Annotated in this window: 18 protein-coding genes and 1 pseudogene; 13 read left to right on the forward strand and 6 right to left on the reverse strand. The window is 69.6% G+C overall.

Annotated features, from left to right (window positions below; translation table 11 throughout):
- Positions 1–261: 261 nt before the first annotated feature.
- The gene (locus KUM49_RS48305; protein WP_254401310.1) at positions 262–1374 is read right to left on the reverse strand and encodes a hypothetical protein; all 1113 of its coding nucleotides are present in this window, start codon (positions 1372–1374) and stop codon (positions 262–264) included.
- Positions 1375–1697: 323 nt separating this feature from the next.
- Positions 1698–3164: a hypothetical protein gene (locus tag KUM49_RS15595; protein WP_217237442.1), complete on the reverse strand. Its 1467-nt coding sequence runs from the start codon at positions 3162–3164 to the stop codon at positions 1698–1700.
- A 729-nt stretch (positions 3165–3893) separates the two neighbouring features.
- Here KUM49_RS15595 and KUM49_RS15600 point away from each other — a divergent pair.
- From KUM49_RS15600 to KUM49_RS15630, 7 genes are read left to right on the forward strand one after another with little or no spacing between them, the layout of a single operon-like run.
- Positions 3894–4829, forward strand: a complete 936-nt coding sequence (locus KUM49_RS15600) for a conjugal transfer protein (protein ID WP_217237443.1) — start codon at positions 3894–3896, stop codon at positions 4827–4829.
- Between the two features lie 17 nt (positions 4830–4846).
- Positions 4847–5167 carry a hypothetical protein gene (locus tag KUM49_RS15605; RefSeq protein WP_254401317.1) on the forward strand — a complete coding sequence of 107 codons (321 nt, stop codon included), beginning with the start codon at positions 4847–4849 and terminating at the stop codon, positions 5165–5167.
- Positions 5164–5757 carry a hypothetical protein gene (locus tag KUM49_RS15610; protein WP_217237445.1) on the forward strand — a complete coding sequence of 198 codons (594 nt, stop codon included), beginning with the start codon at positions 5164–5166 and terminating at the stop codon, positions 5755–5757. The genes KUM49_RS15605 and KUM49_RS15610 overlap by 4 nt, the downstream gene beginning before the upstream one ends.
- On the forward strand, positions 5754–8450 hold the full coding sequence (locus tag KUM49_RS15615; protein WP_217237446.1) for an ATP-binding protein: 2697 nt from the start codon (positions 5754–5756) through the stop codon (positions 8448–8450). The genes KUM49_RS15610 and KUM49_RS15615 overlap by 4 nt, the downstream gene beginning before the upstream one ends.
- Positions 8447–8806 (forward strand): hypothetical protein, encoded by a 360-nt coding sequence (locus KUM49_RS15620; protein ID WP_217237447.1) that lies wholly within the window; start codon positions 8447–8449, stop codon positions 8804–8806. The genes KUM49_RS15615 and KUM49_RS15620 overlap by 4 nt, the downstream gene beginning before the upstream one ends.
- A 1-nt stretch (position 8807) precedes the next feature.
- Positions 8808–11594, forward strand: coding sequence for a hypothetical protein (locus tag KUM49_RS15625; protein ID WP_217237448.1), 2787 nt, complete (start codon positions 8808–8810; stop codon positions 11592–11594).
- 35 nt (positions 11595–11629) lie between these two features.
- Positions 11630–12742, forward strand: coding sequence for a bifunctional lytic transglycosylase/C40 family peptidase (locus KUM49_RS15630; protein ID WP_308406633.1), 1113 nt, complete (start codon positions 11630–11632; stop codon positions 12740–12742).
- A 174-nt stretch (positions 12743–12916) separates the two neighbouring features.
- Here the strand turns inward: KUM49_RS15630 and KUM49_RS15635 are convergent.
- Positions 12917–13424, reverse strand: a pseudogene (locus KUM49_RS15635) (NUDIX hydrolase).
- A 405-nt stretch (positions 13425–13829) separates the two neighbouring features.
- On the opposite strand from KUM49_RS15635, the gene KUM49_RS15640 reads away from it, so the two are divergent.
- Both KUM49_RS15640 and KUM49_RS15645 read left to right on the forward strand, forming a co-directional pair.
- Complete coding sequence (locus tag KUM49_RS15640) at positions 13830–14255, forward strand: hypothetical protein (protein WP_254401311.1); 426 nt, start codon at positions 13830–13832, stop codon at positions 14253–14255.
- 74 nt (positions 14256–14329) lie between these two features.
- On the forward strand, positions 14330–16852 hold the full coding sequence (locus tag KUM49_RS15645) for an ATP/GTP-binding protein (protein WP_254401321.1): 2523 nt from the start codon (positions 14330–14332) through the stop codon (positions 16850–16852).
- A gap of 965 nt (positions 16853–17817) precedes the next feature.
- Here KUM49_RS15645 and KUM49_RS15650 read toward each other — a convergent pair.
- On the reverse strand, positions 17818–18114 hold the full coding sequence (locus KUM49_RS15650) for a hypothetical protein (protein WP_217237451.1): 297 nt from the start codon (positions 18112–18114) through the stop codon (positions 17818–17820).
- A 124-nt stretch (positions 18115–18238) separates the two neighbouring features.
- On the opposite strand from KUM49_RS15650, the gene KUM49_RS15655 reads away from it, so the two are divergent.
- Positions 18239–18811, forward strand: a complete 573-nt coding sequence (locus tag KUM49_RS15655) for a GNAT family N-acetyltransferase (RefSeq protein ID WP_217237452.1) — start codon at positions 18239–18241, stop codon at positions 18809–18811.
- Between the two features lie 458 nt (positions 18812–19269).
- Here KUM49_RS15655 and KUM49_RS15660 read toward each other — a convergent pair whose 3' ends face one another.
- On the reverse strand, positions 19270–19890 hold the full coding sequence (locus KUM49_RS15660) for a hypothetical protein (RefSeq protein ID WP_217237453.1): 621 nt from the start codon (positions 19888–19890) through the stop codon (positions 19270–19272).
- A gap of 490 nt (positions 19891–20380) precedes the next feature.
- Between KUM49_RS15660 and KUM49_RS15665 the strand changes: the two genes are divergently transcribed.
- Entirely contained in the window at positions 20381–21619 is a 1239-nt protein-coding gene (locus tag KUM49_RS15665) for a cytochrome P450 (protein WP_217237454.1), read from the forward strand.
- A gap of 69 nt (positions 21620–21688) precedes the next feature.
- Here KUM49_RS15665 and KUM49_RS15670 read toward each other — a convergent pair whose 3' ends face one another.
- Positions 21689–22996 (reverse strand): cytochrome P450, encoded by a 1308-nt coding sequence (locus KUM49_RS15670; RefSeq protein ID WP_217237455.1) that lies wholly within the window; start codon positions 22994–22996, stop codon positions 21689–21691.
- 665 nt (positions 22997–23661) lie between these two features.
- On the opposite strand from KUM49_RS15670, the gene KUM49_RS15675 reads away from it, so the two are divergent.
- Together KUM49_RS15675 and KUM49_RS15680 are read left to right on the forward strand one after the other, a co-directional pair.
- Positions 23662–24285 (forward strand): hypothetical protein, encoded by a 624-nt coding sequence (locus KUM49_RS15675; RefSeq protein ID WP_217237456.1) that lies wholly within the window; start codon positions 23662–23664, stop codon positions 24283–24285.
- 5 nt (positions 24286–24290) lie between these two features.
- On the forward strand, positions 24291–25487 hold the full coding sequence (locus KUM49_RS15680; protein ID WP_217237457.1) for a hypothetical protein: 1197 nt from the start codon (positions 24291–24293) through the stop codon (positions 25485–25487).
- The last annotated feature ends 5 nt before the right edge of the window (positions 25488–25492 follow it).

Genomic DNA, 25492 nt, shown 5'->3' on the forward strand with positions numbered 1-25492 from the left:
GAATCCGACTCCGTACTCACGCATCAAGGCCCGGTACGACATCCCTGCCCGGGCGTCACGGCGGATCGCCGCGTACAAGTCGACCTTGGACTTCGGTGAGGCCATCGCAGCCTCACCCCGCAGAGCATGTCCATGCTCCCACCGCAAGCCCTCAAGCGTTGCCAGAACTCACAGACATCGCCCTCCGATGAAACAAGGCGTTCTCGGCCCTGAGCTGGTGTCGAAACCCGTCAACAAAACCATACGCTGCGTGGCCGAACTTCAGGTGGCGGTCTCAGGATTCGCGGGAGCCAGCAGGCCGTCGCCCGGCCACAGGGCGCACCCGGCTTCGGCCCACGCCAGTTGCTTGCCGACCTCGGCCAGGACCTCGATGCGTTCGGCGGGCCCGTATGCCCGATGCCGCCCGGCCGCTGGGTCGTAGACCTCTACCTCGCTGTGCGGGCCGGAGCACACCAGGGCACGGGCGATGTGCGGCAGTCCCAGGCTGAGGGCATCGCATTCCTCCTCCTGGATGAGCTGGAGCAGATCTGCGGTGACCGCCTCCCAGTCGCCGACCTCTGGCCAGAGCCGACCGCCGTCCAGCTCGTGGGTGAGCGTGGCAAGCGGCACGATCTCGCCTGGCCGGCGCCCGCGGGTGAGGCGCTCGTAGATCCGGGTGCCGTCGGGCTGCCGGACGCGGGGGTGCAGCAGGGAGGCGGCGGCGACGAGCGAGGTGTTGATCTCCCTCTTCTGTGCGGCGGCCGGGTAGTAGGCCTCGTGCGCGAAGAGTAGGTACACCTCGTCGGCGGGCTGACCGTCCTGGGGCATGTTCGTTTCCTCCTTCGTCGGCGGGATGGGGGTCGTGTGTCCGGGTGAGGGCCGGGACGGCCGGTGGGGTGCGGGCGGATACGGACCCCACGGCGGCTGCTCGCCAGACCGGTCGTGCCGGGCAGCCGCCGCGCCACCCTGCATGGGAGGAACGATCTGGCGGGTCTGGACGGCGAGTTGCAGCATCAGCCGCTCCCGGGCGATGAGCTCGCTGGAGGCCGAGCGGGTGTCGTGGCGCTGGAGGAGGTCGGCGGTGTCGAACAGCTGGTGGTGGCCGATCCGGACGGCGCGCCGCACCTCGTAGCGGTCGCTGCTGGCGGCGGCCTGGAGGAGGCCGGTGTGCAGAGCGGCGAGACGCTGCAGGTAACGGCAGGCGGCTTCGTCCTCGACGATCCGGGCGTGCTCACCGGCGCGGGTGTCGAACCGGTCAGGCAGGTGCTCCACGAGCAGCGGGGCTAGGGCGGCCGCCGGCAGCACGATGCTGAGGGGGACGCTGTACATGAGGGCAAGTGCGGCCGCCACCAGGGTGAGTGCCGTGACGACGGTCGTGGCCGGCCGTATGGTCACTGTGCCGAGGCGGATCCGGTGTGCCGGTCGTCGGGCCAGCCAGCGCAAGGCCAGGCGCTGGGGCCGAGTCGCGATCGGGGTGAACACGGCGAGACGGTGCGGGTGTTCGGGCAGGCTGCCATCGGCTGGGACCGTCCAGTCGATCCACCCCCATCCCGTCCTCTCACGGATCAGGACAGGCTCGCAGCCGGCCGAGCAACCGGCGCCGCAGCAGACGTGCCCCCCGCGCACGGCGCGGGACCGTTTCCTCTCCCAGCGCTGTACCTCCTGCCCGAACGGGGTCAGCTGCTGAACAGTCCCTACTGTCGGCGGTGCATAGGTGGTCATGGGGTGCTTCCTTCCAGCACGTTGGTCGATGCGGTGGCGCAGGTGGTGCAGCGGCCGTCGCCGTCGGGGCGGGCGCGCCGTGGAGTGGGTCCAGGGCAGGTTCGGCACCGCGGCCAGCCCAGGCAGGCCGGGCAGAGGTCTTCGCCGGGGGCCGTTGCGGGAACGCCGCAGCCGGCGCATTCGACGAGCGCCCGGTAGGTCAGGGCCTCGGTCACCGTGCGGGCGGCAGACACCGTGGACGACCGCTCGGCCGACGGCCAGGCGGGAGACTCGTCCTCCACGGCGTCACCGCGGTGGGGGGTGCGATCCAGCGTGGCGGGCGGCGGGTAGGCCTGAGCGGCCCGCAGGCGGGCGGCGATGATCGCACCGACCGAGGTACGCACCGGCTGCGGCAACGGCCGGTCGGTGATGACATGGCGCAGCTGCTCGCTGCTCCAGCCGGCCGCCATCATCACGGTGGCCACGCGGCCCTGATCGGTCAGCACCTTCCCGGTCAGCAGGAGTTCCGGACGGCTCTCTCCGATCTCAAGCAGCAGCTGGATCCCCGGGTGCATGTCATCCGCCGGAAGCGCGGCCGGCGGGGACGCTGGTGCGTCCGGCCGGTCCGTTACTTCGGGCGATCCAGCGACGTCGCTCCGGCCGCACGGAGGGACGGTGCTGGTGTTCTGCTTGTTGGTCTTCTTTCTGTTGGTGTTCTTAGTGGGGCGATTAACCGACGTCGGGTTATCCACCGGTGGAAAACCCGACACCGGTTGCGACCTGCTGTTTTGCAGGCTGGGCAGATCGGTGATGAAGTACGCGGCCGGGCCAAGGGTGCCGTCCGAGTTGCGCTCGCGTTCCCGGAGCAGGAAGCCGTGCTTCTCGAGCTCCTTGAGGCCGCTCTTGACGGCCGCCTCGCCGTCGCGGCTGCGGCGCGCCAGGTCCGGGATGCTCATCCGCCAGCCGTCCCGGTGCGTGCTGATGAGCCCGAAGATTCCCTGGGCTTTGAAGGAGAGCCTTGGGTCGCGGAACAGGCCGTTGGCGATCTGGGTGAACTGGTCCGCCGCCATCACCCCCCGGCGGATCCCCGCCCCGAAACCGGGGGATGCCTCACCCGCCGACGCGGAGGCGAACACCGAACCGGCCGCCGCGGCAGGGTCGGTGTCGACGGGAGCGGGACGGTCTGTGATCGAATACACGATCTCGCCGAGCGTCCCGTCGTCGTGCCTGAGCTGTTTGCGGATGAGGTAGCCGTGCCGCTGCAGTTCGCTCAGGCCGCCTCGTACGGCGTCGCGTCCGTCGGGTCCGGCGCGCACGAGGTCGGCGACCGTCACGTGCCAGCCGGCGCGGTGCGTGCTGATGTAGCCGAAGACGCCTTTCGCCCTGAAGGAGATCTTGGGGTCGCGGAAGAGGCCGTTGGCGATCTGGGTGAACTGGTCCGCCGCCATCACTCCCCGGCGGATCCCCGCCCCGAAGCGGCTCATCGTGCTTCCTCGCGCGCCATGTTCGCGACGCCACCGATGGCATGGAGCCGGGGTGCGGGAGCGACGTGGCCGGGGCCGCCGCGTGAGGTGACGTGAGCGAGATCCATGCCGTCAGCTCACCCGGCGCCCCCGACCAGGCCGACGGCCACAACCCCCGACCACCGGTCACGATCCGGCAACATGCGCACTGGGCTGCCGTGGTCGGGGTCATGGTCGGGCCGACCACGGCCCTTCCCCGGTGCCAGCCGAAGGCTGCGCAGTCGCGGTTGCGCAACGGCACCGTCACCTATTGCGCAGTCGGCTGCGCAACGCTGCCAGGGTCCTGCGCATTCGGATGTGCAGCCGACTGCGCACAGTGGACAGGCACCGTCGACGGCGGGTCTGCGCACTCGGCCGGGTCGTGCGCAACTGGGCCTCCCACAGCTTCCTTCCGGGAGCCGGCGTGGGCCCGATCCGTCGGCGCTTCCCCCTCTGCACATCCTGGGCTCGTCGGACCAGTTCCCCGTCCCCACCACCTTCACGGCGATGGAGGGCTCAGGCGTGCCTGGTACGTGCCTGGTCGCCGTCTGAGGCCATGGTCGGGGCTGTGGTCGGGCCGACCATGACCCCGACCACGGGCTTTGTGTCCTCATCGTGATCGTGGTCGGCCTCTCATGGTTGGTGGTCGGGTCGGGGTCGGCGGGTTTTCTCAAGGTCAGCAAGTACACGTTCTGACCTGGGAGTTTGACCATGTCCCCTGGCAAGCAGGCATCGGAGAGCGACGCGGCTCCCCCGATGGCCGCAGGTGTCGAGCTGGAGAAGATGAGGCGGCGCGTCCGCCTGTCGCGCTTGGCCCTGTTCACCGCGATCGCGGCCGGCCCCGTCGCCCTGGGCGTCGCGGTCATGTCCGGCCCGACCACCGTCGCGGCCGCCCCTTCGGACACGCCGACCGCCGTGCGCGCCGCGGCGGCCACCGCTGACCCGGCGGGCTATGCGCAGGTGTTCGTCGACGCGTGGTTGCGCAGCAGCGTCAACGACGCCGACAGTGCGCAGGCCCGTCTTGCGCGGGCCCTCGCACCTGACGTCGATCTGCCGGATCCGGGCGCCAGTGCGCAGCCGAAGCCGGCATCGGTGACCGCAGTGCGCAGTGCGCAGCGTGGCGCCGGCGAGTGGGCGGTGACCGTGGCTGCGCAATACGCCGACGGACGCCTGCGTTACTTCGTCGTCCCTGTGACCGCCGACGCGAGCGGTGCCTCGGTCACCGTGACCGGTGCTCCCGGTGTGGTGGCCGGCCCGGCGCGGGCGGCGGTGGCCAAGTCGCCGTACGGCGTGAGCGTTCCGTCCGACGGCGATCTGTCCTTGGCTGTCGGGGAGTTCTTCGGCGCGTACCTGACCGGGGCCGGGGAGGTGGACCGCTACCTGGCGCCGGGGGTGAAGCTGTCGCCGGTCTCCCCCACCCCCTACAGCGCGGTGACCGTCCAGGAGGTGTGGGGCGCCGAGGAGGGCGCGGCAGCCGAGCGGGTGCCGGTCGACGGTACGAAGGTCCGCGTCCGCGTCCAGGTCGAGGCACGCGATGGCGCCGGGCGCTGGCCGCTGGCGTACGACCTCGGCCTCAAGGCCCGCTCCGGTCGCTGGGACGTCGCGGCACTGGAGTCCGGAACCGCCCGGGACGGGGGTGCCCGGTGACCGGGGTGCACGGCCTGATGCTCGCCGGGCAGCTGGACGACCTCGGCGACAGCTGGATCACCATGTTCGAGGACTGGGCGACCAAGGGCCTGCAGGCCGGTCTGATCGTGCTGGTCGTCGTCATCATGATCCAAAAATTCAGCCTGAAGGCCGGGATCGGTGCCCTGCTGCTGATGATCATCGCGCTGGGGCTGTACGACTCCCGTAACGACCTGGCGGACATGTTCACCGACGAGGTGAAGAACCCGTCCAAGGGCGCTCCCGCCGTGCCCGGCACCGTGCGCGGACCTGACCCGCTCGCCCGCGCGCACTCTGACGGCACGGGAGGCTGGCTGTGAGCGCCACGGCCGCTGGGCGGGTGGGCCGCTTCTACACCTCCGCTCGCCGACACCCGTGGGTGCTGGGCAAGGTCGCCGACTGGAAGATCCCGCTCGGCCCCTACACCCCGGCACAGATCGCGGTCGCGGTCGGCGGCGGCTTCCTGCTCGTCAAGACGATCAGCTGGTGGTCGTGGATGGGCCCGGTGCCGATCGTTGCCTGGGTCCTGACGGTCTGGGCGGTACGCCGACCGAAGATCAAGGGGCGGGCCCCGTTGCAGGCTGCGCTGGGCTGGGTGCTGCTCGCCTGGCAGCCGCAGGGCGGACGGATGGGCGGCAGCGCCGCCCGGGACCGGTTCTCCCGTCTTCTGCTCGGCGGCTTCACCGTCGAAGAGGCTGATCCCGCTGTCTCGGCGGTGGCGGCGCCGCCGCGCGCCGACCAGCCGGCAGTCGGCCGGAGCGCGCCCCGGGGCCGGGCTGCCCGTCCGTCCGCAGGGCCGCGCTCAGAGCCGCAGGCTCGCCCGGCGCCGACGGGGCCGGTGTTGGGTGTGCCGGTGTCGGGTGTGCAGCAGTTGCTCGCCCTGGCCCAGCAGGCGGGGGGTGCCAGGTGAGGGTGCCGATCCGTCATATCGCCGGGCACCTGGTGTGGTCGACGCACGGCAGCGTGTGGGCGCTTTACCGGCTGCACCCTGGACCGGACGCGCACGGCCAGCGCGAGGAGACCGTCCAGGGCACCTACGTCCCGGCCGCGGCCGGCGACGAGCAGCTCGCGAAGATCACGCACTTGATCCGCTCCCTGTCGGGGGCGCCGCGCCTGTTCGGGCTGTGCGCACAGGTCGACCCGGGCGAGATCGCCCTGCGCATGATCGAGGGCATCGAGCCCGGCGACCAGGTGCCCGGCAGTACGCATCCGTGGGTGGAGAACGTCGAGGCCACCTTGGACCTGCTGGGCGATCAGGAGATGCACCGCCGCACGCTCTGGCTGGCGGTGCCGCTGCAAGGCGACGCCGCCGGCGGGCAGGTGACCGCGTCGCTGGGAGCGATGTGGGCGGACGTCGCGCCGATGCTGGGCATGCGGGCCGCGCCCGTGGCGCGCCGTGAGGTGACCTCCTACCGCGAGCAGGCCTCCCGGGTAGAAGCTGCGCTCGCCGGCAGCGTCGCCTTCCGCCCGGCCCGCCCGGCGGAGATCGTGTGGATGGTCCAGCACGCCCTGCACCGCGGCCTTGCCGAGCCGTTGCTGACCGAGGCCGAGACCAGTGACCTGTACGGCGGGCAGGTCCGCGAGGGAGTGCTGCGCTCCCCCAGCTACGCCGACCTCGGCCAGGTCCGCCTGCAGGAGGGCGGCGTCGATCCCGACCTCGACTACGAGGACCTGCCGGGCGCTGACCGGGTCGGCCGGTCGGGACGCACGGCGTGGTGGCGGCTGGGGACGTCCTCGCCGCTCAAGCGGCGGTGGCTGCAGGTGGAGGTGGAGGCCGGGGTGGGCTATCAGGCGCAGTTGGCGCTCGCCGAGTGCCCGCCTGCCGTGAGCCAGGACGCCGCTGACCTGTTCGCGCAGCTGGAGATGCTGGACTTTCCCGTCGACTACACCGTCGACCTCACCTTGGTGCCGGCCGACAAGGCTCGCGACCAGGTGCGGCGCAAGAAGAACGAACTCATCGACCAGGCCGACCAGTACGACGCACGCCCCACCGGCATGCCCGCCTCGCTGACCGACGCCGCCCGCGACCTGGGCGAGCTGGACGCCCGCCTCTCACGCACCAGCGTGGAAGTCGAGGTCCAGTCGGTGACGGTCCTGACCGTGTGGGGGCCGACCGCCGCCGTCTGCGACGCCCGCGCCCGAGCTCTGGCCGCACTGCTCGGCGGCGCCGACTACCGGGCCGTGCGCCCCGCCGGGCTGCAAGAGGCCTTGTTCACCCTCGGGCTGCCCGGCACCGCACGTCCCGGGGTAGTGCGGGAGTTCACCCAGCACCAGGTCAGCGAGGACTGGGCGTTGGGCGGGGCCTTCACCGCCGCGGAGGTCGGCGACCCGAACGGCATGTTCCTCGGACTCGACCTGGACTGCGGCACCACCCGCCCCGTGATGATCAACGTGGCGGACGCGCCGAAGCAGGACGCCTCCGCCTCCATGGGGATCATCGGCGATCTCGGCGCAGGCAAGAGCGTCCTGGAAAAACTGATCTCCGAGGCGGTGTGGGCGCGCGGCGGGGTCGCAATCTGTATCGACCGCACCCCGGTGCGGGAATGGGCGTCCTTCGCCCGCACTGCTGCCGCGGGCCGCTGCCAGATCATCGACGCCGCCCAGGCTGAGGTGTCCATCGACCCGCTGCGCATGTTCACCGGCCCCGAAGGCCGCCATTACGCCCTGTCCTACCTCACGCTCCAGCTCGGCATCGGCCCGATGAGCACCAGCGGGGAGGTCCTGCACCACGCCGTCGAACAGGCCGCCGCCAGTACCGCTCCCTCCATGCACCGCGTGCTTCAGGTTCTCGAGGAGATGGCCGCGGGCGAGGCGGGCAAGCGGCAGGACGCGGCCGCCACCCTCACGGGCCTCATCCGCGTGGTGGCCGGCAATCCTCTTGCCGCGATGGTGTTCGACCCGAGCCTGCCGCCCGTGCGGCTGGACGCCTCCAGCGCCTCCGACATGATCGTGATTACGACGACCGGTCTGAAGCTGCCGCCGAAGGCCGCGTTCGACAAGCCCGAAGTTCTGCACCAGCAGCCGCTGGAAGCGTTGATCGGCCGCGCGGTCCTCTACCTCATCGCGGCGATCGCCCGGCAGACGGCTTTCGAGGACCCGGAACGGTTCACCGCCGTGGTGCTGGACGAGCTGTACTGGCTCACCTCGTCCGCCGAGGGCACCGCCCTGGTCCACGAGATCCTCCACGACGGCCGCAAGCACGGCGCCGGCCTGATCGCCGGATCGCACGACGCCGAGGAACTGGGCCCCGACCGCGGGCTGATGGCCTACCGGGCGCTCGCCCGCACCGCGGACCGTGAACGCGCCCGCCGCGGGCTGGAGTTCCTCGGCCTCGACTCGAAAGACCCCGAGTTGCTGCGGCTGGTGACCACCGGCCTGTCCCCCGTCGGACAACGCGGCCGCGAAGGCGAGTTCCTCCTCGCGTGCCCGCGGCAGAACACCGGCCGCGTCAAGGTCGTCATCCCCCGCATCGAGCGGATCTCCTCCGCCATCACCACCACACCGGGACGCCGCACCACCACACCGGGACCCCGCACCACAGCGCCCAGGTCCGCACCGCTCGCCGGCGCAGCCACAGGCGAGAGTCCGAAGGAATGTCGATGACCCCTTTCGCACCCAGCCGCGCCCGGCGCCTCGCCGCAGCCGCGAGCGCTCTCACGGTCATCGCCGTCGCCGTCGGTGTGCTCGTCTGGGCGCTCGGGGCGAGCCTGCCGGAGATGTGGTGGCCGCGCACCGGACATGCCTTCGCCGCCCGTCCGCAGTTTGCGCAGCAGGATCCGTGCGCCCTGATCGTGGGACCGGCCAAGGCGTACTGCGAGCGCGGCCGCCACGCCGCGAGCACCGGATCCAACCAGCACGGCGGTGATGCCGCCACGTGGAAGTTGCTGCCGGCCACGACAGCGGTAGGCGCGCTCGTGGTCTGGCGACGCCGAACATCTACGAGGCAAGGGCGGGCTTGAGATGTGGCGTCCAGACCGCGGCGCGCTGCGCTCAGCCGGCTTCGTCCTGCTGCTCACCGGGGTGTTCGTCATGGTGAACAGCCAGGTCGTGTACGCGGCGGGCAGCAACAACGAGACCGGAGACCTGCTCGCCCCGCTGAACATCTACTCGTCCGAGGGCGTGCCGATCGATGGGTACGACCTGAACGCCGAGGGCGGCTCCATCGTCGCCTTCAAAACGCAGGCCCTCGCCTTCGCCCTGTCCGGGCTGTTCACCCTGATCCGGCTGCTCGTTGGGCTGGCCGGGTGGGCGATCGAGGTCGCCTTCCGGTTCCCGCTGCTGAAGATCCTTATCCGCCCGGCGCAGAAGGTCGCCGACACCTACGACGTGTTGGTCGTCGACACGCTCGGGCTGAAGGGGCTGCTGCTGGCCTGGGCGTTTGTCTTCGCCGGTTTCATGATCGTGCGTGGTCGCGTCGGCCGGGGTCTGGGCGAGATCTTTTTGACCCTGCTCATCGGGGCGATCGCCGCGTCGGCCCTCATCCGCCCCGACACACTGCTCGCTCAGGACGGGCCGCTGGGGCAGGCCCAGCAGGTGGCCGCCGAGGTCGCGCAGCAGAGTGTCAACTCCTATGACTGGGGTGGCAAGCTCGCCAGCCGCGGGCCGTGCGGTGGCATGGCCGGCATGCAGGAGGCCACGTGCCTGGAGCGTGAAAAAGCCCAGCCGGTGTCGTCGACGGAGGTGGCCCGCCCACTCCAGGACTCGGTTACCAACGCTCTCGTCGTCAAGCCCTACATGCTGCTGCAGTACGGGCGCATCCTCGACCCGGCCAAGACCGGCGACCGCAAGGCCTACGCCGTCCATCTGAAATGGGTTTCCGGCGGATACAAGGCCTCCTCCGGCGATGGCGGGGACGCCAATTGTGACGCGCTCGCCCCTCCGATGCGCAAGACCTGCGAAGAGCAGAACAAGAGGAAGGACGCCTGCAGTCTGGTCTACGGCCCGGGCAAGGAGTACTGCGAGCGGGACATCGGCGGCATTCCGAGCAGCGGCCTGCCAGAGCTCACGCCCGGAGGCGAGCTGCTGGACGCCTCCTCCGCGATCGTCACCGACGAGGACAGGGAGTTCGCTGCCTTCCTCGCCGACCTGAAGAAAGCCGGGGACGTCGGCAAAGCGTGCGCCGCCTACGCCGAACAGCCCACGTGGTGGCGGGTCGGCGGCGCCGCCCTGCTCATGATCGCCGCCCTGTTCATCTGCGGCATGCTGCTGTCCAGCGCGATCGTCCTGCTCGGCACCCAAGGCGTGTGCGCGGCGGCCGCGGCCGCCGGCGGCGTCACGTTCATCGCGGGCATGCTGCCCGGTCCCGCACGCCAGTCGGTGTGGAAATGGCTGTCCATCTGGGGCATCTCCGTCCTGACCGTGGTCGTGCTCTGTGCGTTCGTGCCGTTCTTCGGCATCGCCATCGACGCCACCATCACAGATGGCCCCGACCTGATGGTGGAACGGATCCTGCTGATCGACGTCCTCGCCATTGCGGGCGCCGCCGGGCACCGCAGGCTGCTGACCGGGATCGCATCCTTTGGCCGTCGTATGGCGATGCGGATGCGCTACGCCAAGGTCGGCGGCACCCACATGCCCGGCGACACCTCCGAACTCGGCGCCGCCCTCGCCATGAACTCCCCCGCCGCGCTCGGCGGTTACGGTGGCGGGCTGCGCGCCTTCACCAACGGCGGCGGCCGGTTCGGGCTGCTCGGCACCCGCCAGCGCCTGATGGGCGCGCTGACGTCGCTGGCCGACGGGGCGGGCATGCCGGTGGACACCGGCCGGGTGCTCGCCGACGCACGCGCCGAAGCAGGGCGCGGACTCGCACCCCTCGCCGCGGCCGCCGCCGTGGCCGGGGTGGGGACACGGCTCGGTGCGAAGGGCTCTGTCTGGCTGCTGATCGGCCGGCGGCCGGACAATGAGCAGCTGGCCAAGTGGCAAAAGCCCACGGCGGACGGTGCCCCCGAGCCGGGCGGCGCAGTCGGCGGCGGGAGCGGTGGTCCGGGCGGCGGGGGGCCGCGCCGTCCTGGCGGTCCGCCCGACCGCTACCGCAATGAGGACGGCCAGGTCGTCGACCCCCGCTCGGGTCAGGTCCTGCACGACCAGAACACCGACCGCACACTGCTGTCCACGCGTGCCCACAACCGTCTGGTGCGCCTGCGCGGTTACCGCATCCTGAACCGGGGCGGCCGCACCGCGTACGGGGCGACGGCCGGTCTTGCGACCAGCGTCCGCCGGGCTCGCACGCAGGGATCGCTCTACTCGCAGGACGCCCGCCAGCAGGTGCGGGTGTGGGGCAACACTGTCCGCGAGGACGGCCGGGCCTGGTCCGAGATGGGCCGGGAGGTGTCCCGTGTCATTCGCCGGCACAGCGACGACAGCGGCCAGGCGGGCCACTTCAGCGGCCGTCGCCTGCCGAGCGCCACGGGGCGTGGCGCGACGGGTACCGCAGGGGCAGCGCAGGCGCGCGCCACGACGGCCGGACCCCGTGCCACTGCTATGGCAGCACCGACGTCCCCCCGTGCCGCCGGCCCCTCATCTGCACCTGCGGCGTCCGGCGGCTCGGGCCCGAACGAGGCATTGCGGCGGCTGCTCAACGATCCCGCGGAACTTGGGCGCCGGACCATCGAGAACGTCGCGCGCGTGGATCCCGATCTGGCGCGCGCCATGCGAGGGGGAACCCCCGATGCGGAGCGGCTACGCCAGGCCGAGGCGCTGCGTGAGATGCGGGAACGGTGGCAGGGCGAAGGCGGTGAGAGCGAGTGAGCGCGTCTCGGCGCCGGTTCGGGCGGTGGGGATGTGTGACGGTGTTACTGCTGTTCGCCGCGGTGTGCTGCGCGGCTCCTGTCTCAGGCGCGATCAGCGCGTACGTCGCCCTGCAGACCGGGCTCCAGGACGACGGGGGAATCGCCGACGGCGGCACCGCGGCGGACATCCCCGCCCGGATGCTGACCGCCTACAAGAAGGCTGTCCAGCAGGTCGTCAAGCACGTGCCCACGTGCCAGGGCATGCGCTGGCCGATCCTGGCCGGGATCGCCAAGGTCGAGTCCAACCACGCGGTGGGTAGGAACATCGCCGACAACGGCGATATCCGCCCGAAGATCTACGGGGTGCTCCTCAACGGTTCCGGGGCCGGCGGCAACACCACCGTCTTCCCGGACACCGATGGCGGCAAATGGGACGGCACCTCTGGGGGTGAGCGTGCCATTGGCCCCTTCCAGTTCTTGCCCTCCACCTGGGAGGGCGTCGGGAAGGATGCGGGCGGCGACAAGACCGCCGACCCGCACAACGCCGACGACGCCGCGCTCGGCGCCGCGATCTACCTGTGCGGCAACGGCCGCGACCTGACCAAGCGGGCGCAGCTGAAGGCCGCGATCTTCCAGTACAACCATTCGAACGAGTACGTGGCCAACGTGCTGGGCTGGATCGACCAGTACACGGCGGCCGCGAAGGACCCGGACCTGAAGAACGTGTCCGGGAAGGTCCGCACCGTGATCGAGGCGGCGCTCTCCCAGCGCGGTGTGCCCTACTCGTGGGGCGGCGGTAACGCCAGCGGCAAGTCGCACGGCATCTGCTGCTCGCCGAGCGGCAAGAGCGGCACGAACATCAAGGGCTTCGACTGCTCGGGGCTGACCGTGTACGCCTACGCCAAGGCCGGCATCCAGCTGCCGCGCACCGCGGCCGCGCAGGCCGGGGTTGGCCAGCGCATCCCCGCCAGTCTCGGCACCAGCGCGCTCAAGCCCGGCGACCTCGTCTTCTACGCCGACGCCCCCGGCCGGGACGCGACGATCTATCACGTCGGGATTTACCTGGGCAGCGGACAGATGGTCAACGCCGCCCGCCCGGCCACCGTGGTCCGCCTGGACGCGGTCACCGCGATGTCGGGATACGCGGGAGGGGCCCGGCTGCTATGACCACCTCCCTTGTAGGTTCCGAAAAGAGACGACGGTGTCCAAGTGATCTGTCGTCAACCTGTCGGTAGACGCTCTCTTTCGGCCCGGTTCTCGTACCGCACCGCCGTCACGTCCGGAGTCTGCACCGCCGTAGGACGCCAAGCCGCGGAGCACGAACTCCAGCCGCACCGCAGCTCACATCACTCCCGGCCGCAACGGCAGAGCGCGATATCGGTCGAACGCCTCGCGAGCATCCGGAACGAACTCCCGATGCCGGACCAAGTCAGTCAGTTCGGCCTCAGTCAGCCAGTCATGCCAAGCGACCTCCGAAGGGTCGGGCCGGACCGGTTCCGTGACGACGACCTCATGCAGACCAAGCCAGTACGGGCTGATCACGGCCCTTGCACAAGAACTTGAACAGGAAACGAGGACGGGCATGAACACCCAGTTCTTCCGCCAACTCCCGCGCAGCGGCTTCTTCATACGACTCGGCCACGTCCACTGCGCCTCCCAGCATCCAGTTGATCTGTCCCGGGAAGAGAGCGACCTCGTCGGGACGGCGATGGACAAGGAACTGCCCCGCACTGTTGCGGCAAACGATCGTCGATATGCGGTGCAGCCACCGGTGACGGATCGCCTCCCCCCTTTCCACGACAGCTATCACCTCGTCACGCTCGTCAACCCGCTCAACAAGTTCACCCATGGGGCACACGATGGCAGAGGGAACAGACAAACCCTCCAGAGCACGCACTCTGCTCGGCGACACCAGCTCGCATCCTGCCCGGAGGAAAACGACAGATGCGCTGGACGATCCCGCCGACAGATCGGCCGGACAACCGTCCGACATTCCTGGTTATCAGGTCTCGGACGACAAGTCAGATCGGAACCTACATCCCTGGCGCCCTCACCGCGCCTGCTGCTGATCGCCACTGTGGTCCTGGCCGTGGCCGGGGTGGTCCTGCTGGCGGTGCCGCATTCACCGAGCGCACCCTCAGCCTCATCGCCATCTCGCACGGCCGCTCCGACGCCGCCTCCCTCCGCGACCGCTCCCGGCCGCCCCGGGGCGCAGACCACGGCTAGGTCCGCGCAGGCCACGGCCTCCACCGCGTTGACGCGGTCGGCGAGCGCCTCCGCGCTGCCGCCGCACGGCGAGGGCGTGGCCGGCGATGCCGTCATCCAGAAGTCGTTGGAGGACGCCTGGCCCGCCGACCTTGCCGCCGCCGACGAGCACACGCTCCTCGAGGCCGGCCGTGACCTGCTGCGCGCGGACGCCACCGGGATCGGCCGCTCCAAGTGGCCCTCGCTCTTCGGCGCCCCGGACCACGCGATCGCACCGGCGTTCGCCACCGCTCGCTTCCGTGTCCAGGCCGCCGTCGCCCGCCGCAACGGCAGTCCGAACCGGGCAGTGGTGCACCTGGTGTGGGCGGGTGCCGACCGTGGCGGCACCTACACCGACCGGCGCATCACCGACTGGTACTTCACCCGCACCTCGACGAAGGGAGCGTCCACGTGGACGCCTCAGCCCTCTACTTGACCGGCCAGGCGGCCCCCTCGGCGTCCGGCTCGGTGTTCGGACTGTTCACCGGCGTCATCCACACAGTCGGCTGGATGATCACCTACTGGTGGGTGCCTGCGGCCGTCGCCGTCATCGCCTGGGCGGCGAGCGAGCTGGTAGTGCGCCGCCTGGCACGGAAGGCTTCGGCCGAGCGGATGGCGTTGGAGCTCGTGCCGTCGCGGCGTTTCGACCCTGGCCTGGAGGAGATCTTCCGCCGCGGGGTCCAGCTCGCCCGGGCCTCGACGAGCATGCCGTGGTGGGCGCCGCGCCGGACGAAGGCGGTGCAGATCCGGCTGCGTGCGGACGGCTCCAGCCCGCTGCGCTACCGGATCGAGGGTCCCGCCGGTGGTGAACGCCTGCTGTCGATCACGCCGTTCGGTCCGTCCGTCACGGTGAACCGGGCTCGTCCCCTCTCCGATCAGCCGCGTGATCACATGGTGCGGGCGGAGTTCGTTCTGCGCGGCAAGCCCACGGCCCCGCTGCGGGACGTTCCGCTGGACCCGGACCCGTTGCAGCCGCTGATCGATGCCGTCTCCGATCTGCGGGCGGAGCTTGGGGATCTGGCGGAGATACGGCTCGACATCCAGCGGGCCCCCAAGTGGGCGCTGCGGGCTCGCCGTCTGCAGCTGATGTCGGACGCCCGCCGCAGGGAGCGGCGCGAGGCCCAGCGGGCGGCCCGGTGGGTACGCCAGGACGCCACCGGCATCGAGGACTCACTCGCCTGGCAGCTCCAGCAGTTGGTCAGCGGCAAGCAGCACGCGGGCGGGCGTCGACTGGTCATGCCGCCCGTCCCTCGCCGGGTGGAGCCCGCGGAGGCTTTGGGCAAGCTCGCCGATGACGACCATCTGGTGCGCGTGCAACTGCTGGTGATGTGCGCGTCGAACACCGAAGGCCGAGCTCAGGCCCGGCTCGGCCAGCTCCAGGCCGCGCTCGACGTGTTCGGTGGCAGCTCACGGTGGGCGATGCGCGGATGGCAGATCGGCCCGTGGCGGTTCGGGGCGGACCGCTGGCCCAGCCGCCGCAGCTTCGAGCGCCGCTGGACGTGGGGGCACTGCCAGCCGCCCCGCCCGAACTGGGTCAGGTTGGAGGAGTTGCTCGGCCTGCTCAAGCCACCCACGGTGCACTGCCGGCTGCCCCTGCTCGCAGGAGACCTGCCGACGTTCGAGTTCAACAACCCCGAGCTGCTGCTGCAGGGCATCTACCGCGCCCCCGACGGCCGACGGCGCCTGGTCGCCAGCTACGCCAAGGAGACGCTGTTCGAGGTCGGCGTGGGCAAGGCGGGCGGCGGCAAGACCGAACGCGCCCTCGCGCAGGCGATCGGCTGGGCCCATGCCGGAGGCGGGCTGATGTTCGTCGACCCGCACCGCGACTCCTGGCCCCGCGCCCTGCCGTTTTTGGCACACGACGCGCTGATGGACCGGATCGCGCTCGTCGACCTCAACGCCCATGGTCCTGCTCCGCAGGTGAGTTCATGGAACCCGCTCGGCATGCACCAGGGCCAGGTGGCGCACGAGGTCGTCGAGGCCACCGTGGACGCCTTCGCGTCCGCCCTCGGCTGGGAGGACGCCAGCGCACCGCGCGCGCTGACCATCCTCACCGCCGCCCTGGCGGTGCTGGTGGCCGTCAACGAGGCCGCCTGCCAGGCCGGGCGCCCCGAGGACCAGGCCACGATCTTCCATGTGCGGGCGCTGCTCACCGATCCGGACTTCCGCGCTGCGGCGCTCGCCGGGGTTCAGGGGCGCCTGGACGATGAGACGCGCTCCTGGTGGCAGACGGTGTTCCCGACCCTGCCACCGGACTCCTTCGCCGTCATCCTCAACCCGATCGCCCGCCTCGCCTCCAACCCCGTCACCCGCGCCTTCCTCGGCCAGCCCGCCGGCCGCTACAACATCCGCGCCGCGATGGACTCGAAGATGATCGTGTGGGTGTGCCCAGGCGGAAACGGGCCCACCGACCGGCTGATCACCGCACTGCTCGCCCGGGACCTGCTGCGTGCCGTGCGCTCCCGTCGCGATACCCCCGAAGCCCAGCGGGTGCCGTTCCGCCCGTACTTCGACGAGTTGATCACCTTGACCGGTGCGGCCGCAGAGACGATCGCTTCGATGTTCGAGGACTTCCGCAAGTACAAGGTCCACGTCCACGGCATGACTCAGTTGCTGGCCCGCCTGCCCCTCCAAGTGCGTCTCTCCCTGGTCCAGAACGCCTCCACTCTCGCGTCCACCGCCGGATCGCAGTCCGCCATCGCTCCGATCACTGCGGAATGGGGCGATGACCCCGGACCTGACGTCGTCGCCACCCTGGACCGCTTCGAGCACTACATGACGCTCACAGTCACAGGCCGCCGCGTCGGCCCCGTCCGGATCACCGGCCCGCACCTCGACGACGTCTTCGCCCACTACGCCCGTCCCCGCCAGACGGCAGCACTCGAGCACGCCGCCCTCGCCATGGCCGGCGCCGCGCCGCTTGGCCAGCTCACCGCCAGCGCCACCGGCCAACTGGCCCGTGTGAGCGACTTCCTCGCCCAGCACGCCACCACCACCCCGTCGGCCCTACGGCTGCAGAAGGGATACCAGTGACTGGCTCTGTCCGCGAGAACCGGCTCTGGCACAAAAGCTGTGTCGGCCGAGTACGTGCCCGCGTCCGAGAAGCCGCTGACCTGCCGGTTCACTGGGACTACCGGCCTTTGGCGCCAAGGATCGGCTCGACTTCACGAAAGTTGTGCCAGAACCGGAGTTCCGGCAGCATCGAGGGAGCCGTGAACCGCATCAAGAAGATCAAGAGACAGCTCTACGGCCGAGCCGGATTCGAACTTCTCCCCAAGATGATCCTGCTTCAATGACCCTCATCGTCCCGTACCAGTGGCTGGTCCAGCCAACCCGCTCGACGCAGGCCACTGGGGCTCGTAGCCTCTCGCTGTGACGGATATGACTGAGGAGCGAGACGCCTTCAAGAATCGATGCACCAACGCCGCACGCACACTCTCAGCATGCGACCATCAGTCGCATCTCGTTCGACGCCTTCGCCGAGGAAGACTCCCTGGAGATCACCCTCAGGGAGGGGCCGTGGAAGCCGGACGTAGTAATCTCCCTCTCCAATCTCCACCACGTCTCGGTCGACAAGCCCCCGCAGATCGCCGGTAGCTTCATCGATGAGATCTCCTTGATCCACCTCCCGGTGCTCCCGCACCCATGGCCTGCGGACACCGCTGCCCGTGTCCGGCGGTTCGACGGACTCTGCGAGCTCGCGTGGCTACGGATCGTTGGACCGGCCGAAGTTGAAGCTGCCGCCTCGATTGTGACCGTCTACACCGCAATGAGCGACGACCGGGCCTCAACGGTTCAAAATCACCTGAGATGACGGCCGCAGCATCACTCGACCCGGCCCCTCACGATCGAACAGCGAGGTGACGCTCTGCGACTGCTCCCCAAGATCTGTGCCAGAACCCGGGTTTCGACAGCAGCACTGGCACGGAGAGGTTGCTGCTGGGTGCGATGGCCGGCGCCGTCGGGTCTGGTGCCCTGATCGCATTGGTGCGCCGGCTTCAGGCAGGTGGAAGCGGCCCTGCGACGGTGACCGTGCCGGTCCGCCAGTTCGGTTGATCGGGTGCGTGCCGGAGGACGTCGAGCCGGCGGTGGGGGAGTTCCTCCGCCTTCTGAACCAGGGCCGCCTGCGCGATGTCCGGCTCGGACGAGTGCGGAGGACCAGCGAGAGTGCCGTCGGCGATGTCGGCCAGGCCGGTGAAGTGGACGGCGTACCTCCATCCGTCCGGGGTCCGGTACGGGACGAGGCTGGTCGGCGTCCCGAGGGCGCGCCAGTACGGCCGCCGTTTGCTCGCCATGCCGGGACGGTACTGCGGACTCACCGCCCATGCGGCGCGTCCGGCGTCACCGGGGACGTACGCGCCCCGACCGTCCGGATAAACGGATGGTCGGGGGCGAGCGTGACGCGGCAGGATGCTCCGCATGACATTGCCCACCCCCGAGCTGCACACCGCCCGCCTGCGACTGCGGCCGTTCGCCGACGCCGACGCGGCGCCGCTCTACGCGCTGCACAGCAGCGCCCACGTGCTGCGTTACTGGGACTCCCCGCCGTGGACCGAACCGGCCCGCGCCCAGCGCTTCCTCGCGACCTGCCGGACGATCGAGGAGGAAGGCACGGGAGCGCGGGTGGCCGTCGACCGCGTCTCCGACGGCGCGTTTATCGGCTGGTGCGGCCTGACCAGCTGGAACCCGGACTTCCGCAGCGCGTCCCTGGGCTACGTCTTCGACGCCGCCGCGTGGGGCCACGGCTACGCCGCGGAGACCGCCCATGCCGTCCTGCGGTGGGCGTTCGACACCCTGGACCTGAACCGCGTCCAGGCCGAGACCGACACCCGCAACGTGGCGTCCGCCCGGGTCCTGGAGAAGCTCGGCTTCGTTCGCGAAGGCACCCTCCGCGAGGACTGCGTCGTCAACGGCGACGTATCCGACTCCTGGGTCTTCGGCCTCCTCCGCCGCGAGTGGCACCCGACGGCCACGCCGACGGCTGGCCGTTAGGACCGAGACCTGCCCGCCTTTCGGTCCGCAACCCCCACCGAGGTCACCGTGGGTCGCTCCGGCGAGCTCAGCGTCTTCGCTTGCTCCACTGATACTGGCCATCCGCACCGCTGGAGCATTCAGTAGCTCGGAGGGTCCGCCTGGAGCGGCAACATTCTCGTCGGCGTGCGCGGGTGCTGTCACTTCTCGGGCTCTGGCACAACATCCGTGAAGCTGTGTCGGCCGAGTACGTGCCCGCGTCCGAGAAGCCGCTGACCTGCCGGTTCACTGGGACTACCGGCCTTTGGCGCCAAGGAGCGGCTCGACTTCACGAAAGTTGTGCCAGAACCGAAACCGGTGAACAAAGCCAAGTGACCACCGGTACCGGTACAGAGTCCACGTCGTCCACGGGCATCCCCAGCACGGCCGAGCCGTTGCCGCGTCAAGCGCTTACGGCGGGGCGCGTTGGGTGTGGGTTCCTACGGCAAGCCGACCAGGCCAAAGCCGCGGCCAGCGGTCTCTGTTACTACATCACCCCATTCGAGGACGAGCGTGGTGAACTCTTCGAAGGTGTCCGGCCGGCCGGCCCAGCCCTCGCACTCCGCGGCGAAGGGTCCACGCAGTTGCTCCAGATGAGGCGCCACCAGCTCCCAGGCGCGTGCCTTGAGGCGTGCCGCCTCCGGCGGGCAGACGAGGAGCAGATGGGGTCGCCAGCGGTCGGCGGGCGGGAAGAATCCCGCGCTGCCGGTCAGCGTGAGGTTCTCGTCCGGTTCCTCGTCCCAGATCAGGCCGTTCAAGAAGCGGTCCATCGGAACGCGCAGGGATTCATCGGCGAACATCCGCATGTCGCCCCAAGCATTGCCTGCGCGTGAATGCGGTTTGTAGGAGCCACTGGTGCTGAAGAAGCGGTACTCGGCGCACCACGCCGGGTCCTGGTCCGGGGGCCATACCCAGCCGTCAGCCAAGCCATACGTGCTGTAGGACTCGTCGTCGAGACCCGTCGGCCAGGTCGCCTCGTCCAGCGTTCGGATGCGTTCCTCGGCGGGTATCTCACGCAGCCGTTGCCAGTCCACCATGCGCAGGGTGAGGTCCAATCCCATGGCGGCAGCGTATGCCGGGGGCTGGAGCGGTTGATTGCCAACGGCTGCGGATCGATGGATACATGCAGGGGTTGGCTTGTGACCGTGCAGGAATGCTCAGGCGAGACCCTGAACGGATTCTAAGCACCTACAGTCCAAAACGTTCACAATTATTGACACTTTAACGATTGGTGCTTCAGGATCGCCCCGTAGAGATCACACACGGCCGCGGCCGCGCTGCCCGCAAGTTTCCCTTTCTCGACAGGAAACGGTGCGATGACTTCGCCCCACTCTTCCAGACATCTGTCCGCCGATGCGTCCTTGGGAGACCAGCACCAGCGCTGCCCCTTGCGAGCTGGCCGATTCGTCGTGCGGGCCCCCGCCGCACTGCACGTCGTTTTACCCCAACCGAGCCCAGCCCTCGCCGGGCTCCTGTTCAATCTGCCTTCGGAGGCCCTGCGTGGAACTCACCGAGCCCCAGCTCACCAACCCCGTCCCCGCCCCCCACGAGTTGGCACTCGACCGGCCTCTCTATCGCCTCGACCCCCACGGCAGCGACTTCACCGGTGAGGGACAAGCGCTCCAGGAGATCGGGCCGATCGTCCCGGTGGAAGTATTTGACGAGGTGGTGGCATGGGCAGTGACGCGGCAAACCATCGCCGATCTGCTGCTGACGCATCCGGAGATGAAGAAGAGCCCCGCGTACTGGCGGGCGTACACGGAGGGCCGCATACCGGCTTCAACGCCCCTGCTGCAGATCCTCACCACCCCCACGATGCTCATCATGGACGACGTCGACCACACCCGACTGCGCCAGCCGATCCAGCGCGCCTTCACCGCCCGCCGGGTCAAAGACCTGCGCCCGCGGATCGAGGAGATCGTCCGTGACCTCCTCGACGCCCTGGCGGCCGCCGATCCCGGTACGGTGGCGGATCTGCGCAGCACGTACGCCTTCCAACTGCCGGTCACGGTGATCTGCGAGCTGTACGGCGTCGACGACCCGGCAGTGCGACGACAGCTCGCCGTCGACACGCGCCTGCTGCTGAGCAGCACGACCCCTCCCGACCAGCGGCTTGGCGCACAGGCCTCGATCTTCGGTCTTATGGCACAGCTGATCGCTGCCAAGCGTGCGGAGCCGGGCGAGGATCTCACCACCGCGCTCATCGCCGAATTCGACGCCGGCAACATCTCCGAAGCGGAACTGGCAGGCAGCCTGTTCCTGATGTTGATCGCAGGTCAGGAGACCACACAAAATCTGCTGTCGAACGTGGTCCGGCGCCTGCTGCAGTCCCCGGATCAGCTCACCCGGATCCTGGACGGCCACCTTGGGGAGAATCCCTGGCCCGGCGTAGTGGAAGAGGGACTGCGCATGGATGCCCCCGCCGCGACCACGATGTTCCTCTACGCGGCGAGCGACGTGAGCGTCGCAGGAGTGACGATCCGTGCGGGCGAAGCCGTCATGATCTATACGGCTGCGATCGGCCGTGACGACGAGGTGTTCCCCCACCCTCACGCGTTCATCGCCGACCGGGCCGACGCGAACCAGCACCGCGCCTTCGGATACGGCGCGCACCACTGCCTCGGTGCTCCGCTGGCGCGTCTGGAGGCCAGCATCGCGCTACCCGCGCTGTTCGAGCGGTTCACCGTCACCCCCGCTGAGCCCTTGGATGCACTCGAGGAGATTGCGTCGCTGTCGAGCAACGCCCCGGCCCGAGTCCCGGTCCACCTCGCTGCGAGGACGACGGCTTAGAGCTAGGCGACAGTCCGGCAGTTCCTGTCGCGAACTTGACCGTGCGAGACAGGAACTGCCGGACACAGCTCAGTGGTCAGCTCGTGCTGTCAGCAGGGTGCGCATTCGAGGCGGGAACAGGGAGTGGGCGCTGCGGGAAGCCTCCCCCAGCGCCGGGCCAGCGGCGTCGGGGCGCGCCGCAGCTTCCCCGGGTGTGAACGTGACGCGCATGCTCTGCAGTTGCCTCACGATGACCGACCCGCCCCAGCGCACAGCATCAGCGTCCTCGAGTTTTGGGCCCCTGGAGCGGACTAGGAAGCGCTCGATCGCGCTCTGGGTGATGATGTGGGCCAGCCTCTGGGCAGCCGAGGGGCATTCGTGGGGCCCCGCGCCGAACGCGAAGTGGTACTCGTTGCTGAGGTGGTGGGCGCCTGCTGCGTCGCCGCCGGTGGCCTCGGGGTCGGCGTTGGCGCCGGCCAGTCCGAGCACGAGCAGAGCGCCGCGCGGGATCGGGTACTTGCCCATCTCACCGGCCGACAGGTCCCGCAAAGGGAATCTACCCATGACGTTCTGCACTGCGGGATTCGTGCGGTGCGTCTCGTTCATGATTTCGGCGATGGAGGCCCTGCCGCTCAGGTACAGCGAATGCAGGTCCTGGCCGCGGACGAACTGTTCCATGACGTTGGAGATCCAGCCGGTCGTCCCGCCAGCCCCCGCCATGACAGTCAGCCACGCCAGGTTGCGTACCTCTACATCGTTAAGCGGCGGACCTGCTTCCAAGGGCCCATGGATCAGCCAGGAGACCAGATCTCGCTCGGGCTGTTCACGACGCGCCGCCACGAGCTGGTCGAGCATTGCGTTGATCTTTTCATTGGCGGGCTGGGCCTCGGCGCCGCCTTCCAGGAGCCGGAAGATGGCGGGCAGCAGGTTCTCACCCGCCTCGTGGGGCAGCCCTACCAGACGGAGCATGATCAGTAGCGGCAGCGGCGCGGCATAGTCAGCGACGATGTCGGCTCGGCCTGCGTAGGCAAACCGGTCGATCAGGCGGTCCGCGACCCACTCCACGAATCGGCGGGTCCCAGCCGGGTCGACTTGGTTGAGACCGGACGTAAGGAGGCCTCGCAGTCGGCGGTGCGGCCCGCCGCTCAAGAACCGTGCATTGCCTTCCTGGAAGGCGATCTGCGGCAGCAGCGGCCAGTTGGCGGGCACGCGGCCTTCCCGGAGCTCGTGCCAATGCCGGGAGTCCGAGGTGAAGGTGGCCTCGCTGCGGCAGACGTCCTGGATCGCCCGGTGTCCGATCAGCAGCCAGGCTGGGACCCCGCCGTCCAGCTCGACCGGCACGACTGGCCCGTGCTCAGCCCGCCACTTGCCGTACAGATCGCCGAGCTCTTCCACCATGTCGTCACTGGTCAGACGGACACGCTCGATGTGTGCGGGGTGGGGAGGCGGTAAAGGGGCAGCGCCGTCGTTCTGGCGGGCATGAGGCGGGTAGGTCATCGCGGCACCGATTTCCTGAAGGAATGTGAACCCACGGCAGCGCGGCCGCCGCGGCGGCCGCGCGCGATCGTGAGGAGGAGGTCTCAGGGAGGGCGCGCGCGAATGCCACACGCGCGATGCCCTGCGATTCCAGATCTTGGTGCACCATCTACCGAACAGTCAACAATCGTGAACATGATGGCCACGGCATCGGCCGCTCACGGGCGCCTGTTGTGGCAAGCGAGGGCTGCGACCGTGAAGGGCGCCCATGGTGACGGACGCCGATTCGGCTCTGTCTTGATGTGGACGGTGGAGCTTCGCTGGCCGCCGTTCTTAAACTGCGGGCGCTGGTACTCTCCGTGAGTACGTCAGTGACCATGCATGTACGGCCTGCCACGAGGGGACATGGGAGCGTGTACCGGCCGATGAGCAGCACTGCCGCCCGGGCGGCTGACCTCCAGGATGTCGCCGCGGCGATATCGTCCGCCGCTGAGATCGCGGGCCGCTGAGCCCTCATGAACGCGCCGTCGCCGTATTCCCTCAGCCGCATGGCCGGCTCCCGTCGGCCTGGTACGGCACATGCCCGTGTGCGTGAGGCGATCGTGAAGGGCTGGACCCGCAGGCGGGTTGTCCGGGTCGCCACGAAGCTGGGTCTGCGCCCCGATCTGGGGCTGCCGTCGATGATCAGCCACATCGAGCGTCTGCGCGGTCAGCCGATCGACATTCAGGTCGTCACGCTGCCGGTGACGGCAACGGGCCTGACATGTTTCGGCGAGGACAGGGACACCATCGTCGTCAATGCTGCAGCCGAACCCCTGCACCGCCTGTTGATCACGCTTCATGAGCTGTGGCACTTGATTGAGGACTTCGTGGGGCCCGGTCCCCTCGCCCGCTTGTGGCGGCAGTTTGTGATTGGGCCGCTTGAGCGGTGGGGACTTCGGCAGCCGAAGAGGACGGCATCCGCCTTCGGCGATCATTCGGTATTCGACGTGGACAGCCTTCCCCACATGCTGGGCGCCCTGTCTCCCGAGTTGGTCCGTGAGGTGATCGCGCAGCGCAGGCCGGTGAAGATGCGCGGTGAGCACAACCATGGCCATGACCCGGCCGAGGTGTTCGCCCGGCAGATGCTGCAGATGATTCCGCTGGACGAGGACTCGGACGGCACCGGCGCCATCACCTCGTCATTTGCGCACCGCCGTACGGGCATCTGACGCCGGTGCTCGAAGCCGTCCTCACTGCGGTCAATCTGGCGATCTTTACGGTGTGCTTCACCGTGGGCACCGCTAAAACAGTGGCCGCCCGCAGCGACCGTGACACGACCTTGCGGATCACAGCGTCCGTGCTGCTGTGCGCGTCCGTGGTCTACCTGCTGTCCGCGCCGGCCGTCTACCGCCTGGTCGGTGCCTCGGCCGGATCTCCAAGCCTGCCTTCGCTGCTGGTCAGCATCGCCATACTTGTGTGCGTGGGGCATGCCCACGCGCTGACGTTCCTGTGGCATCCCCGCCGACGTTCCTCGCACGCGCTGCGCCGTGCAGTTGCGGTATGGGCGCCGATGTACGGATCGGCGATCGCCGCGATGGCCGTCCTGTTCTGGTGGGCCGACCTGAGCGGTCCGGCCCGGCCGTTGTCGTTCGCCACTTCTTATGCCCACGTGCCGGCAGCGTTCGCGCTTCAGATGGTGTATCTAGCCGCCCTGGTCCTCGGGATCGTCGCCACGGTGCGTCAGTGCCGTGGCCCGGACGGCGTTATCGCCCTTCCCGGGCGTCCTGAACTCGCCGAGAGCCTGCGCCTGTTCGCGCTTGCTGTCGGCTTGGACCTTGCCTACGTGGCCTGCACCGCCACGGCCGTCATCGCGGCGGCGCATGGGGACCACGCGCTCGACTTTCTGGCCGCTGTCGGCTCGGGTGCCAGCAGTACCAGCGCACTCGTTGCCAGCTATGGCCTGGCAAAACCTGCGCTCGCGGCACGCGCTGCTGAGCGCGCGGACCATGAAGCCCTGCTCGCGCTTTGGGAGACCGTCACTGCCCCGGACGTCTACGGCGCCGCCGCGCCCAGCATGACGTGGTGGAATCGCCGATACGCGCTCTCCGACCTCCTCGCGGAGATTCTCGACGCTACGTACAGTCTGCGTCCCTGGATGAGTACGGCTCCCGCCGAAGCCGTCACGGCCCTCGCCCGGAGCCGACCCGATGCGAAGGACTTGGACGCCAAAGCACTCCAGACCGCCGCCGTGATCCAGTACGCGCGGCAGCGGCGCGACGACCTGAGTGCATCGGCACTGCCGGAGCCGCTCGGACCGGACGAGGCGCCCCGTGAAGACACGCCTCCCACTCTGGAGCGCGCCCGACAGGTGCGCATTGCTATGCACTTGTCCCATCCCCTCGTGGCCGAGGCGCTCAAGCGCCTCGCCTGAGGCGC

Origin of the sequence: Streptomyces sp. AC555_RSS877, assembly GCF_019049245.1 — a bacterium.
In the GTDB taxonomy this organism is placed as follows: Bacteria; Actinomycetota; Actinomycetes; order Streptomycetales; family Streptomycetaceae; genus Streptomyces.

Bases quoted from the DNA above. Each gene is read 5' to 3' on its own strand.
- KUM49_RS15595 (WP_217237442.1), bottom strand. From the start codon at position 3,164: ATGAGCCGCTTCGGGGCGGGGATCCGCCGGGGAGTGATGGCGGCGGAC.
- KUM49_RS15600 (WP_217237443.1), top strand. From the start codon at position 3,894: ATGTCCCCTGGCAAGCAGGCATCGGAGAGCGACGCGGCTCCCCCGATG.
- KUM49_RS15605 (WP_254401317.1), top strand. From the start codon at position 4,847: ATGCTCGCCGGGCAGCTGGACGACCTCGGCGACAGCTGGATCACCATG.
- KUM49_RS15620 (WP_217237447.1), top strand. From the start codon at position 8,447: ATGACCCCTTTCGCACCCAGCCGCGCCCGGCGCCTCGCCGCAGCCGCG.
- KUM49_RS15625 (WP_217237448.1), top strand. From the start codon at position 8,808: ATGTGGCGTCCAGACCGCGGCGCGCTGCGCTCAGCCGGCTTCGTCCTG.
- KUM49_RS15645 (WP_254401321.1), top strand. From the start codon at position 14,330: ATGATCACCTACTGGTGGGTGCCTGCGGCCGTCGCCGTCATCGCCTGG.
- KUM49_RS15650 (WP_217237451.1), bottom strand. From the start codon at position 18,114: ATGGCGAGCAAACGGCGGCCGTACTGGCGCGCCCTCGGGACGCCGACC.
- KUM49_RS15655 (WP_217237452.1), top strand. From the start codon at position 18,239: ATGACATTGCCCACCCCCGAGCTGCACACCGCCCGCCTGCGACTGCGG.
- KUM49_RS15660 (WP_217237453.1), bottom strand. From the start codon at position 19,890: ATGGGATTGGACCTCACCCTGCGCATGGTGGACTGGCAACGGCTGCGT.
- KUM49_RS15670 (WP_217237455.1), bottom strand. From the start codon at position 22,996: ATGGTGGAAGAGCTCGGCGATCTGTACGGCAAGTGGCGGGCTGAGCAC.